At 42.4% G+C, this 14,247-nt stretch carries 11 protein-coding genes; 10 read left to right on the top strand and 1 reads right to left on the bottom strand.

Annotated elements, in window-relative coordinates; all coding sequences use genetic code 11:
- The 6 genes from I1A42_RS10175 to I1A42_RS10200 all read left to right on the top strand — a co-directional run bounded on the left by I1A42_RS10175 (position 1) and on the right by I1A42_RS10200 (position 6,166).
- A complete protein-coding gene (locus tag I1A42_RS10175; protein ID WP_196123410.1) occupies positions 1-828 on the top strand; it encodes an energy transducer TonB family protein in 828 nt (275 codons plus the stop codon).
- A gap of 601 nt (positions 829-1,429) precedes the next feature.
- Positions 1,430-2,464: a phosphate ABC transporter substrate-binding protein PstS gene (gene pstS, locus I1A42_RS10180; RefSeq protein ID WP_196123411.1), complete on the top strand. Its 1,035-nt coding sequence runs from the start codon at positions 1,430-1,432 to the stop codon at positions 2,462-2,464.
- Positions 2,465-2,540: 76 nt separating this feature from the next.
- Positions 2,541-3,461, top strand: a complete 921-nt coding sequence (gene pstC, locus I1A42_RS10185; protein WP_161157358.1) for a phosphate ABC transporter permease subunit PstC — start codon at positions 2,541-2,543, stop codon at positions 3,459-3,461.
- Positions 3,462-3,463: 2 nt separating this feature from the next.
- Positions 3,464-4,303, top strand: coding sequence for a phosphate ABC transporter permease PstA (gene pstA / locus I1A42_RS10190; RefSeq protein ID WP_196123412.1), 840 nt, complete (start codon positions 3,464-3,466; stop codon positions 4,301-4,303).
- A 35-nt stretch (positions 4,304-4,338) separates the two neighbouring features.
- On the top strand, positions 4,339-5,127 hold the full coding sequence (gene pstB / locus I1A42_RS10195) for a phosphate ABC transporter ATP-binding protein PstB (protein WP_202436503.1): 789 nt from the start codon (positions 4,339-4,341) through the stop codon (positions 5,125-5,127).
- Between the two features lie 199 nt (positions 5,128-5,326).
- A complete protein-coding gene (locus tag I1A42_RS10200; RefSeq protein ID WP_196123413.1) occupies positions 5,327-6,166 on the top strand; it encodes an aldo/keto reductase in 840 nt (279 codons plus the stop codon).
- Here I1A42_RS10200 and I1A42_RS25200 read toward each other — a convergent pair.
- Complete coding sequence (locus I1A42_RS25200) at positions 6,154-8,016, bottom strand: sensor domain-containing diguanylate cyclase (protein ID WP_196123414.1); 1,863 nt, start codon at positions 8,014-8,016, stop codon at positions 6,154-6,156. The two genes, I1A42_RS10200 and I1A42_RS25200, sit on opposite strands and share 13 nt — an antisense overlap.
- Positions 8,017-8,695: 679 nt before the next feature.
- On the opposite strand from I1A42_RS25200, the gene I1A42_RS10210 reads away from it, so the two are divergent.
- From I1A42_RS10210 to I1A42_RS10225, 4 genes are all read left to right on the top strand, one after another.
- Positions 8,696-9,820, top strand: a complete 1,125-nt coding sequence (locus I1A42_RS10210; RefSeq protein WP_196123415.1) for a M14 family metallopeptidase — start codon at positions 8,696-8,698, stop codon at positions 9,818-9,820.
- Between the two features lie 554 nt (positions 9,821-10,374).
- Positions 10,375-11,748, top strand: a complete 1,374-nt coding sequence (locus tag I1A42_RS10215) for a pectate lyase (RefSeq protein WP_196123416.1) — start codon at positions 10,375-10,377, stop codon at positions 11,746-11,748.
- Positions 11,749-12,176: 428 nt separating this feature from the next.
- Positions 12,177-13,151: a DUF1852 domain-containing protein gene (locus tag I1A42_RS10220; RefSeq protein WP_161157364.1), complete on the top strand. Its 975-nt coding sequence runs from the start codon at positions 12,177-12,179 to the stop codon at positions 13,149-13,151.
- A gap of 32 nt (positions 13,152-13,183) precedes the next feature.
- Positions 13,184-14,212 carry a methionine synthase gene (locus I1A42_RS10225; RefSeq protein ID WP_161157365.1) on the top strand — a complete coding sequence of 343 codons (1,029 nt, stop codon included), beginning with the start codon at positions 13,184-13,186 and terminating at the stop codon, positions 14,210-14,212.
- Positions 14,213-14,247: the final 35 nt, after the last annotated feature.

Below are 14,247 nucleotides of genomic sequence, written 5' to 3' on the forward strand. Positions count from 1 at the left end.
ATGGCCAGCTTAACTCAACAAAGATTTCATATAAGTTGGGGGCTTTCTATTGCAGTCCACTTGATCATCGCTATGGGTGTGTTGTGGCAAGTGACGACACATACGAGTTTGACTAAAAAATCCGAACAACGTTTGACCATTTCATTGGGTTTACAAGCAGCGTTGGCGGGTGCAAACCATACTGTCGCTCACACTGCGCAACAAAGTGCCAAGCAAGTGAGCCCTAAAGAAAAGCCCATTAAGCCGATAAAAGAACGGGTAAAACCACAACCAGAAAAGAAGATCGAACCACCCAAAATAGTGAAGCACGCTGTGGTGAAAAAAACCCAGCAGCCGCCAAAAGAGCAAGAGAAAGTCGTTAAGAAAGTTCCCAAAAAAAAGCCCGAACACAAAGTAGTAAAGGTACAAACAAGCCAAAGGGCTATTGCCCAGCGTGCAACGAAAGAAACACAAAGTGGCTTAAAGGGAACTAACGGTTCGAAGAAGTCTGCCGATACACGCAAAGAAACGGGAACGGCAAACAGTGCGGCTGTTGCGAATGCTGAACAACAATATGATTATTTGGTTCGTCAGCATCTCCTTTCTCACAAGCGTACACCTAAGCTTCTTAATTCGGGGCGAACTCGAGGAGCGGTAACGTTACACTTTATATTAAATAAAGAAGGCAAAGTCATTAAAGCTGAGATTACGAACCCATCTCGGATTAAAGCGTTTAATAAAGCTGCGGTAAAAATGTTGGCTCATGCCAATCCTTTTCCTAAGGCACCTTCTGAAGTCACATGGTCACAGCGCGATTTTCGCATCGTGATTACTTACGATATCCGCTAACGCGATACTCTCCCCATATCCCGTAACAGGGAACTTCTGTTACGGGATATTCCTCTAATAATAGTGTCATCTATATTGACCTATGACTGCACCCGAAACCATTCTGATATGCATATTGTCTTATTGTTATCAATAGAGCATGTTTTCCACGTTATCTATATACAGTTTGCTGTCGGAATCTATATACAGTTTGCTGTCGGACTCATGGCATAAATACCAAAATGACGATAAATGCTGGGATGAAAAAATAGCGTCGATATTCTATTTGAGAATGACAAACGACGTATAAATAATCACTCTCTATATACCCCTTACGAGTGGTGATTTTTTACCCAAAAAGAATAAGAACTTTAAATGTCATCTATGTTACAGAACGATGACACAGAATAGCTTTCAGCTATTAAAATCAGAGATAGATTAGACACAAACCTATCAATCACGCCTTTTAAATACCCTACAAATATTTCATTAATATTTCAAAACCGCAAAATTAGCCCCTCAATAACGGAAAGTTATTTTTAAAAATGAAACTTTATCTTCTAAAAATATGGCCATAACATCCCTTCTCGAAACAACAAGTCAATCTTTTAGGGATTCAAAAATGAAAAAATTCGCTGTATTAGCTGCTTCATTATCCATGCTTTCTGCGGGCGCATTCGCTGCAGATACTATCAACGGTGCAGGTGCAACTTTCCCATATCCTGTGTATATGAAGTGGGCTAAACAATATCAGTCAGAAACTGGCATGAAACTGAACTATCAAGCAATTGGTTCAGGCGGCGGTATTAAACAAATTTCAGCAAAAACTGTTGATTTCGGTGCATCTGATGCCCCTCTCAGCAAACAACAACTAGACAAGCTTGGTCTAGTTCAGTTCCCTGCAGTGATGGGCTCAATTGTCCCTGTTGTTAACGTAAAAGGAATTAAAGCAGGCGAACTTAAAATCTCAGGTGAACTTTTAGCCGACATCTATATGGGCAAAGTAAAATACTGGGATGCAAAAGAAGTGAAAGTAGATAACGCATCTCTAAAACTTCCTCACCAACCTATTGTTACTGTTCACCGTTCTGACGCATCTGGTACTTCTTTCAACTACACAGGTTACCTTACTAAAGCAAGTAATGACTGGAAAGAAAAAGTAGGTCAAGGCAAAGAAGTGGTATGGCCAAAAGCGGCGATGAACTTAGGTGGTAAAGGTAACGCTGGCGTTGCTAACCTAGTTAAACGTACTCCAGGTGCTATCGGCTATGTTGAATACGCATATGCAGAACAGAACAAACTGATCTACACAGCAATGAAAAACAAAGCTGGTCACTTCGTTGAGCCTTCTTTGAAATCTTTCCAAGCAGCTGCAGCTAACGCAGATTGGAAAGCAGCTCCTGGCTTCGCGGTTGACCTAAATAATCAACCTGGAGCGGAATCATGGCCGATGACTGCAGCAACCTTCATCCTAATGTACAAAGACCAAACTAACGCAAAAACTGCGAAAGAAGTATTGGATTTCTTTGAATGGGGTTACGAGCATGGTGATCTAGCTACAGGCCTAGGTTATGTACCAATGCCAAAATCGGTTGTTTCAATGGTAAACGACATGTGGTCTAAAGACATCAAAGCAAACGGCAACGCTGTTTACTAAGTGTCAGAGTTTATTAAAAGTGACCTCTGGCAGAAGCTAGGGGTCTTATTCCATCTAATAAAAACGGTATGAATCTGTGATTGCTTCTCACGCTATTTATGATCGTTGTTTTAAACAAGGTAGCTTTTCTAGTGCCTTGCTGATTACCGTAATGATGGCGGCGATTTTTGCTACCCTAGTGGGTGGCGCAATGCCAGCAATACGAGAATTCGGTCTTTCTTTTGTTTTCAGTACGTCCTGGGATCCTATTAATTTTGTTTTCGGTGCGGGTAACGCACTTTATGGTACTCTTGTTTCTTCGATCATCGCGGTAATTATCGCTACCCCTATCGGTATCGCAATTGCCATTACACTTTCTGAATTATTGCCTAAGTGGGTGTCTTACCCAGTAGGCCTTGCAATTGAACTGCTCTCAGCCGTGCCAAGTATTATTTACGGTATGTGGGGATTGTTCGTGTTTGCACCTTGGTTCGCTGAAGGCCCGCAATTGTGGATGCTTGAACATTTAAGCACCATTCCTGTTGTAGGTACGTTATTCAGCGGTGCGCCGTTAGGCCAAGGCTTATTAACCGCAGGTATCATTCTTGCGTTTATGATTTTGCCAATCCTAACGTCTTTAATTAAAGATGCTCTTTCAACGATACCTAACGTATTACGCGAATCGTCATACGGTATTGGTGCCAACACGTTTGAAGTCATCAGTAAAATTCTTTTGCCTTCGATCAAAAGCTCTATTTTCGGCGCTTTCATCTTGGCTCTAGGACGCGCATTAGGTGAAACCATGGCGGTTACTTTTGTTATTGGTAACTCGCAAGACATCAGTTCATCGTTATTTATGCCAGCGACCTCTATCTCTGCAACCATAGCAAACCAATTTAACGAAGCAGACGGCATTAAGATGTCATCTTTGATGGCGCTTGGCTTGGTTCTGTTCGTCGTCACCTTCTTGGTGATGGGTTATGCACGTTTGCAGTTTAGAAAAAATAAGGCGGCGTAATCATGAAACTAAGAAAGTTTAAAAACTGGCTGTTTAAAGCTGCTTGTTTCGCAGCAACGACCATTGGTCTATTTATTCTAGCGGCCATCATGTATAGCCTAATTAGTAAAGGCACTGCAGCACTATCTCTCGATGTCTTTACTAAATCACTACCTGCACCAGGCGACAGTGACGGCGGGTTAGCGAATGCTATCGTTGGTTCATTGATGATCAGTGTGCTGGGTATTCTCATTGCCATTCCGATTGGTGTAATGGCAGGCACTTGGCTTGCAGAGTTTGGCAAAGACTCTGCTATCGCTGATACCATTCGTTTTATGAACGGTATGTTGATGTCTTCACCATCGATCTTGATTGGTCTGTTTGTTTACTTAATTTTTGTTGCTCCATTCCACCACTTCTCAGGTTGGGCTGGTGCGATTTCACTGGCCATTATTGCCCTACCAATGATCATTTCAACAACAGAAGAAATGCTGAAATTGGTACCCCCTAGCCTACGTGAAGCAGGCGCAGGTATTGGTGCACCGGTGTGGAAAGTAACAACAGCACTGAGCTACCGCAGTGTCGGCGCAGGTATTATTACTGGTATCTTGCTATCGTTTGCGCGTATCTCAGGGGAAACAGCACCATTGCTGTTCACCTCTCTAAGTAACTCATTTATGTCTTTGGATATGGCAGGCCCAATGGCTAACCTTCCTGTGACAATATACAACTTAGCTATGAGCCCATATGAAACGTGGAATAACCTCGCCTGGACAGGCGCATTAATCATCACGACCAGTATTCTGGCACTTAATATTCTTTCACGTTCCATCCCAGCAATTATGAATAGGCGGAAAATATGATGACCACGTTTGCTGAATCAGAGACAATCAACCCGATGAATGTTGACACAAACTCACAAGCGCTTTCCGAAAAACGCATGAGCGTTGAAGGTCTAAACTTCTTTTACAACGAAAGTGTGCAAGCGTTGTACAACATCAACATGCCTATTTATAAGAACCGCGTGACTGCGATCATCGGTCCATCAGGCTGTGGTAAATCAACGCTACTACGTACACTGAACCGTATTTATAAGCTTTATCCAAAGCAGTCAGCAAAAGGCAAAATCATCCTTGATGAGACCAACATCTTGGACAATAACTACGACCTAAACCAATTGCGTGGTGAAGTCGGTATGATTTTCCAAAAGCCGACACCATTCCCGATGTCTATCTACGAAAACATCGCATTTGGTATTCGCTTAAAAGAAAGCCTATCGAAAAAAGAGATGGATGAACGCGTACAACAAGCACTAGAGCAAGGCCGTTTATGGAAAGAAGTAAAAGATAAGCTGCATACCGATGCATCTGGTCTTTCCGGTGGCCAGCAACAGCGTTTGTGTATTGCCCGTGCCATTGCATTAAAACCTGAAGTTTTATTGATGGACGAACCAACATCAGCACTCGACCCAATCGCAACACAAGGGATTGAAGAACTGATCACTAAATTACGTCGCGACTTTACGATTGTGATCGTAACCCACAATATGCAGCAGGCTAAGCGTATTTCCGATTACACTGCCTTTATGCACTTGGGTAAACTGATTGAGTTTGATCGTACTGAAACCATCTTTAACGCGCCTGCAGAGCAGATGACTGCAGATTACGTGGGTGGCCATTTCGGTTAACCATACTCGACTGACTTGTTATTTCGTTTCTTTAAAGGTGCTAGCAATAGCACCTTTTCTTTTTCCATTCCTCATTGACGCTTTGTTGTACAACACATTGATACGTCAATTTTTCAATACAATATTGTGCATCTGCCCATAGGATTCACTGCAACTCATCTTTACAATAAATGATCAAATGACGGTTGGAGGAAAATTCATGGCAGATATTACATTACCTAGCGGTAACACTATACCTAACCTAGGTTTAGGCACTTGGTATATGGGAGAAGGACGTTCTAGCAGACAACAAGAAGTCGATGCACTGCGATTTGGTATCGAGTACGGCGCACGCTTAATTGATACCGCAGAAATGTATGGCGAAGGTGAAGCCGAACGAATTACCGGTGATGCCATGCAGGGGTTGCGCGATCATGTTTACCTCGTCAGTAAATTTTACCCACATAACGCAGGCTACAGACAGGTCATTCAAGCCTGTGAACGTAGCTTACAACGCCTACAAACGGATCATATTGATCTCTATCTTTTACATTGGCGAGGATCGGTTCCCTTCGATGAAACACTCGAAGCGCTCTATCAGTTACAAAAAGATGGCAAAATACTCGAGTACGGCGTGAGTAATCTTGATGTCGATGATATGGAAGAATTTGACCAATACGATATCAAAGGATTGTGCGCAACTGACCAAGTGCTTTATAACCTAGCTCGTCGCGAAGCCGATTTCGCACTCAAGCCGTTTCTTGATCAACGCAACATCTCCATGATGGCCTATTGTCCATTAGACCAAGGCGGACTGCTGAAAGATCGCTTGCTCAATCAGATCGCACAAGCACATCAAGCAACACCAGCGCAGATCGCTCTTGCATGGTTACTGCAACGTCCTAGTGTCATCGCCATTCCAAAGTCGAGCCACCAAGATCGAGTTAAAGAAAACCTTGATGCCGCCAACATCCAACTCTCAGCTTCTGAGATCACTCTGTTAGATGAAGCCTATCCAGTGCCGCAATCTGCTCGTCAGGCTAGAATTCACGTTCGGTAGCGACGCACTGAAATAGAAGTGACTTTTGATTCACGACTGGCGACGCGATTGCGTCCCAGTTTTTTCGCCTCATAGAGATACTTATCAGCTTCATCGATCGTTTGCTCTAGGGTTTTATCAACATCATAAAGCGCGATCCCCAAGCTCACTGTAATATACCCTACTTCAGGAAATACATAACGCTCAACAGCAATCCGCACTTTTTCTGCCACCGACACCGCTTCATCTAAACTCGTTTCAGGGCAAACAATCATAAATTCTTCCCCACCCCAGCGGCCAACTTCATCAATCACTCGCGTATTCTTATTCAGCATAATCGCTAATTGGTGCAAAACCTTATCGCCCGTTAAGTGCCCATAGGTATCATTGACTCGTTTAAAGAAATCCACATCCAATAAAATAACGGAGAAATATGTTCCGTAGCGCTTAGCACGTTCTTGCTCTTGTATCAGACATTTGTCGAGTTTAGCGCGATTATACAACTCAGTTAACGAATCCATTTCTGCCAAAAGTTCGAGTTTTTTCTTTTCGGTTTTATCAGTAGACACACAAATATAGTGATCTATTTTACCGCGCTTATGAATTGGAATAACGGTACTAAAAAGCCAAAACTCTCGTCCGGTTTTACTAACATTGTGAAACTCGCCCTGCCATGGTAAATGCCGCCGAAGTGCATCCCACATGTCCTTAGATTGACCATCGCCTCGATTAAAGCTCAATATCGAAGCAGGTTGACCTCTTAATTCCTCTTCCGAATAACCACTTAAAATGCTAAATGCGCTATTACAATGGGTGACATGACCATAGGGATCGGTCTGCAATACCGGTACATATTTGTCCATTATTTTCATATATTGGTTGCGCTGCTTAGAGACTCTTTTCAAGCGAGATACGGTACGAGAAGGGCCTATAGCCACTAAAAAACCAAAAATGATCGAAAAACCAAGCACGACAAGTACGATATTAAACAGATAATGATGCAACTCTTTCGTACGCGTCGTTATATAGCTGTCTGCAGCGCGACTATAGACAGCAATCCCTTGATGGTTATTAAAGTAATTCACTTGATAACGAGTGAGTTCATGAGAGCCTAACTGATCGGGGGAATGAATGTCCGTTAGATCAAATCGTTGCTGCAGCGTTGGTATGCCATGTTTTGTTTGCTCTGATGTCGCGATAATCATGCCATCTTTATCAACCACATACAGATCGAGATTATTATTAGAAGTCATCACATTTAGTATCGGCGTCATATTTATAAACATACCGACATAACCGATTATTTTTCCATGACCATTTTTATAAACAGGCGTAATCATCTCCATGACTTGAATCTTGGGACCATCAGGAAAGAGATAATTTTGCGCGCCTATAATCTGAGTAAAATAGACCGGATGAGAAGGGGTGAATGTCAGCTCACTGGGAACAAAACGCTGTATACCATGTGAAGACTGATCTTGTCTAATGTGTTGATATGAATTGGTAAAGTAAGAGATGCGAACCGCACCACTTTCATCATATAGCTCGATACGATAGTGACTCACAGAAGCAGCAAGAATACTTTGCATCCAACGATTTAACGTTGCATGATCTTCTTCATCATAAGCTTGTAAATAACGATTCATCTCCATACTGTCCGCGATTCCAACAACAGGTTGTACCGCCGCTTCCACCATATAATTTAAAGCACTATCAATACGTCGGTGCTGGAACTGGGTACTCTCTTCGACAGAATGGCGAATATAGGATTGCGCATGCTGATTAAGAAGGAACAAAGCAATGGAAAGTACGCATGTTCCAAACAGCAAAAAATAAGCGCTAAATTTCCAATAGATACGTTCTTTAAACACACTCTCCCCTTGAAATCCTTTCGCAGTGGGCTCGGTGTTATTGCTTGCTAGTGACAATTAAGCGGGGAATAAATCGCATCCTGCGTATATTCGAAATCATACCGAGCGGTAACCTGTCTAAAAGTGAACTAACCGAAATGCGCTGTCGACCCTACTAACGTTACATGATGAGATAACCGCCATTGTAACCATGCTCAGTGGCAAGGGCTAATAGCAAATCGTCATATCATCTCTTGGTTTTTATTAAGAATTAGTAAAACACAATATTTAACAATTAGTAAGCGTTAATCTAGCAACGACTAAAATATCATATTGTGTGATGAATACTTACTGATAAAAAATAGTCCAACATCCCTTAATTATCCTATTTTTTAATCAGTTAGTGACACTTATGTCGTTCAACTCACACTAGGTATCACAATTATTAACAATCTAGATAACAGCATGTTGTTCACCTCTAATACCATTTCGTTATATACCTAAGTCACCCGAAGATGATGCCTCGGTGAGAATCCATACCCTCTACAGCAAGTTACTGATCTGGAATATGAATATGGAGTCATTCTACGGAGAAAATCCGTTGCGCAGCATGGAAGAGTAAAATAGCGTAGAGTGCCACTTTCCATCACACGACATTCTTGCTAACGTGACACAAATTATTTACTCAGCGTGATTCAGGATGAAAATATTCAGCAATTTTGAAAGTGGTAATATCCATGTGATACAAGCCACGAACCCAATGGACATTCAACTTAGTATCCCTAAAGACAACCAATCGGAATTTGCTCAATGGTTCCATTTCAGACTAGAGACCGAGGCTCAAACGCAACATCAGATTAAGCTTTGTGATCTCGCTAATTCAGCTTATCCAGAAGGCTGGGCTGGTTATGATGTGGTGGCATCTTACGACCGCGAAGAGTGGTTTCGTATTCCTGCTGAATTTGATGGTGATACACTCACGTTCAACTTCATTCCTGAGTTTGGCTCTATTTATTTTTCCTACTTTGCGCCTTACAGCTACTCACGCCACTTAGACTTACTGCATCGAGCCCAAACTAGCCACCTTTGCCAATTAGAAACGTTAGGCCAAACCATTGATGGTAATGACATTTCACTTTTGACAGTCGGTACCCCCGAAGAAGGCAAAAAGCGTATTTGGATTACAGCACGTCAGCACCCTGGCGAAACCATGGCTGAATGGTTTATGGAAGGGTTAATCGAGCGTCTTCTGGATGAATCCGATACCGTCGCCCGCTCATTGCTTGATAAAGCAGTGCTGTATTTAGTACCTAACATGAACCCTGACGGCAGTATTCGTGGTCACCTACGCTGTAACGCTATTGGTGTGAACCTTAATCGAGAATGGCAAACGCCTTCTGTTGAGCGCAGTCCCGAAGTCTTTTACGTTCGTGAACGTATGCTAGCAACTGGGCTTGATATGTTTTTGGATATTCATGGCGATGAAGCGCTACCTTATAACTTCGTCGCGGGTAGCGAAGGAGTGCCGAGTTACAATGAGCATATTGCCGAACTTGAAGCGCTGTTTAAACAAGCGTTATTAACCATTACCCCAGAGTTCCAAGACGAACATGGTTATGAAAAAAATGCACCAGGTACGGCTAACTTACTGATTGGTTCTAAGTGGGTAGCAGAACAATTCAAAGTGCTATCCTACACCATCGAAATGCCATTCAAAGATAATAACAACGCCCCTGATGAGTTGTATGGCTGGTCTCCAGAACGCAGTTTCAGCTTTGGTGAAGACACGCTTGCCGCTGTGCTCAATGTCGTCGATAAGCTGTAACGATCTCACCGACTTTTATAGATAAAACAGCCGCGATTTTTCGCGGCTGTTTTATCTACTCATATTGAAAAGGAATGTTCATTCTTGTCATTAAAGAGCTGACCTGTTCTTACTATACCCAAGTAACCTCAATATGCTGTTTCAGCGAGAATGTATTCGCTCTTAGGTAAGGCACTGATTTGAAGACATAGTCATTCTACGTAGAAAATCAGTAACACAGCCTAGGAGCGAATAAAACCCGCCCTTCGGGAGCTCATCAACAAACCTATTTCTACGCCCAATCACGTTAAAAGGGAATGACCATTCCTGCCGTGATTGAGCTTGACCTAGGCTCGTTGATGAAGCTCTGAATCCTGCATCTTGAGGTCATTTGGGTATAATGGCGCTATTGAGTCTGCATCTTGAGTCCATTTGGGTATGTCCCGCCATGCAACAGGAACTAACCACGCTAATTTTCTACCTAGTAATCACATCAGACATAAATATTGATGTGGATTATAGGAAATGAAGGTTCTCTTCTTTCCTTTTATTATCGTTAGGAAAGGAACATTCCCATGCTGGTAGCCAGTTTACAAATTAATACCTCATCAGATTCCCTTGGTCTCGGTTCGTCCAACCAAAACCAATCATCCCTTGGAACGGAAAGTAATAACTCCGGTTTAAAAGATGTTGCAGCCATGTTTGTTGGCTTACTCATGGCAGCAGCCCAGCTTCAAGGTGGACAAAGTAACCAGACAGGAAATTCGAATAATCAAAGCAATGCACTGGGAAATTCAGCTCAATCAGGCTCGTCACAAGATCAATTAACCCAAATGATGACTGAGCTGCTGCATGCTCTAACGGGTAATGGCAATACGCAAAATGGTAGTCAGTCAGGAATATCTTCGCTCAATAATTCGGCAAGTAACACCGGAACTGGCTCACTCAGAGGGCAGAGTGATACCTTATTGCAAGATGTGGGTAGTAGTGCAATGCAAAGCTCGTTAAATCCGACATCCGATGGAGGCGCTCAAATCAACTCAGAGCAATCCCCTCTACTAAGCAGCGTCTCAAATGTAATGGATCAAAATCCAGATGCCTTTGGCACACCTTCATCACCCGCAGGCACACAGACGCCATCCACTACTCAGACATCATCATCTCCCCAAACATCCCTTGAGACGACAGACACCCAAGCAGCACAATCTAGCAATGCGTCGGCAAATCAAGCAATGACCAGTGTCCCTAGTGATACAAGTAAACCTATTATCGATGCCGAATCCGGCGCTCGCGTGCGAGAAGCGACCACCAGCCAAACGACAGGATCGAGTGTCGTGCCGCCTAAAGCCTCGTCTAACCCGAATGTGGTTAACGATACAATTGTGGTAAAAGCTGGCGAGACCTTCGATGGCAAAGGACAAACATTTACCGCCGGTTCAGCATTAGGTGACGGCGGCCAATCAGAAAGTCAAAAACCTATCTTCCAGCTAGAAGATGGTGCCAGTTTAAAAAATGTAGTCATTGGCGATAATGGCGCAGATGGCGTACACGTGTATGGCGATGCCAAAATTGATAATGTTCACTGGACCAATGTCGGTGAAGATGCATTAACGATTAAGCCAAGTGAAAATGGTAAGACACATAATGTGGAAATCACCAATAGTAGTGCCCAACATGCACACGATAAAATCTTCCAAATGAACGATAACGCGAATATCAAAATCGATAACTTTACTGCTGATGATTTTGGTAACTTTTTGATCAGTAACAACCACCAACAAGGCAAATGGAATATCGATCTTAGCAATATGTCACTGAAAAATGGTAACTACTCCGTAGTGAACAGTTTCAACAAAGAAGGCACCACAGTTAACCTAGATAATATTTCTATGGACAATGTTAAACGCACTTACGTTCTCACCGATGGTGCGAAAATGAATGTGAAGTAAACCGTTAGTATCATCAGGCAGCGATTAATGTTGCCTGATTTTTTCATCAACATCCCCCACTTCGCAGCACTTCTCTTCAAAAACCACCTTGCGTCAAGCTACATCCTTGTAACACTCATGGTCGATTTAACGGCAAAAAATGAGCCAATTAATAATATTAAATTTTATAAAAACCACGTAAGTCATTGATAAAAAACAATCCAAAAGTATTTATATTCGCATTACTCTTATAACCATGAATATTTTTCATGTTGCGTATTACGTAAAAACATTGTTATTCAGACTTTGAAATGGTTATAAAAATACTCAGAACATAACCATCAGCAATATAAACGTTCACTCTCAGTTCGGTCATGTCATTAAGACTGAGATGAAATAGCTCGGATTAACTCAGGTTTTATCTCAGAATAATTGGATACCAAATCACTATGAATAACGATTTTACATTTACTATCAAAAGCACTCGTCTTGATGAAAACTATCATCCAGCGGATAACACTCGTATCACAACAAACTTTGCTAACTTAGCTCGCGGCGAATACCGTCGTCAGAACCTACGTAATGCACTGGACATGATCAACGAGCGTTTTAATGACTTGGCAACTTGGGATAATACTGCTGGCGATCGTTACTCTGTTGAACTTGAAATTATTTCTGCGGAAATTCATGTTGATGACTCAAACGAGCCTATCCCATCCATTGAAGTATTAAAAACCTATATCGTTGATCACAAAACGAATCAACGCATTGAAGGTATCGTAGGTAACAACTTCTCATCGTACGTACGTGACTACGATTTCAGCGTTCGCTTACTGGATCACAACAAAGACAAACCGTCTTTCTCTGTTCCTGACGATTTTGGCATTCTGCATGGTAACATCTTTAAGTCTTTCGTTAATTCAGATGCTTATAAGAATAACTTTACTAAAGCTCCTGTTATTTGCCTCAGCGTATCAGACAGCAAAGTGTATCACCGCACTGAAAACGAGCACCCTATTCTTGGTTTTGAATACGAGCCAAACGAGTCTTCGTTAACCGAACAATATTTCCAAAAAATGGGCTTACAAGTTCGTTACTTTATGCCGAAAAACAGCGTCGCGCCATTTGCGTTCTTTTTCTTCGGCGACCTACTGAACGATTACACCAATTTGGAATTGATCAGTACCATCAGCACGATGGAAACGTTCCAAAAAATCTACCGTCCAGAAATCTACTTCGCAAATGAAACTGCTGGCGAACGTTACCAGCCTAATTTGAAAAACGGTGAACACAGCGTCACCAACATCATTTACGACCGTGAGGAGCGTACTCAATTAGCAATCAAACAAGGCAAATTTGCAGAAGAAATCTTCATTAAGCCTTATCAATCCGTTCTTGAGCAATGGTCTGCTCAATACGCTTAAATCCTTAACGAGACAATTTAACGGAAACTATCATGACAAAATTATTCCCAACTTCGACAGCAGGCAGCTTGCCAAAACCAACTTGGCTTGCTCAACCAGAAGTGCTTTGGTCTCCATGGAAATTGGAAGGACAAGAACTGATTGATGGCAAACACGATGCACTGCGTGTGGCTTTACAAGAACAATTGGTTGCAGGTACAGACATCGTGAGCGACGGCGAGCAAACTCGCCAGCACTTTGTTACCACCTTTATTGAACACTTAAATGGTGTCGATTTTGAAAATCGTCAAACGGTTAAAATTCGTGACCGTTATGATGCGAGCGTACCAAGCGTAGTTGGTCCTGTTTCTCGTCAAAAACCGGTGTTCGTCGATGATGCGAAATTCTTGCGCTCGCAAACAGACAAACCGATTAAATGGGCATTACCTGGGCCAATGACCATGGTTGATACCCTTTATGATGGCCATTACAACAGCCGTAAAGATCTTGCGCTAGAGTTTGCCAAGATTCTGAATCAAGAAGCAAAAGAGCTTGAAGCTGCCGGCGTCGACATCATTCAATTTGATGAACCCGCTTTCAATGTATTCTTTGATGAAGTGAACGAATGGGGTATTGCCGCACTAGAAACCGCTATCGAAGGTTTGAAATGTGAAACAGCGATTCACATCTGTTACGGTTATGGCATTAAAGCCAACACTGACTGGAAGAAAACATTAGGTGGTGAATGGCGTCAATACGAAGAAGCGTTTCCGAAACTACGCGAATCAAACATCGATATCATCTCACTAGAGTGTCACAACTCTAAAGTACCGATGGAACTACTTGAATTGGTTCGTGGTAAGAAAGTGATGGTGGGTGCTATCGACGTAGCAACCAATGACATTGAAACACCAGAAGAAGTAGCAGCGACCCTGCGTGAAGCATTGAAATATGTTGATGCAGATAAGCTTTACCCTTGCACTAACTGCGGTATGGCGCCACTATCACGTGACGTTGCTCGAGCTAAACTAGCGGCATTGAGCGCTGGTGCTGAGATTTTGCGTGCTGAATATTCTGCATAATCAGACATAATAAAAAGGGGCGACCGATATCATAT

Source organism: Vibrio nitrifigilis (assembly GCF_015686695.1).
Classification (GTDB): Bacteria; Pseudomonadota; Gammaproteobacteria; order Enterobacterales; family Vibrionaceae; genus Vibrio; species Vibrio nitrifigilis.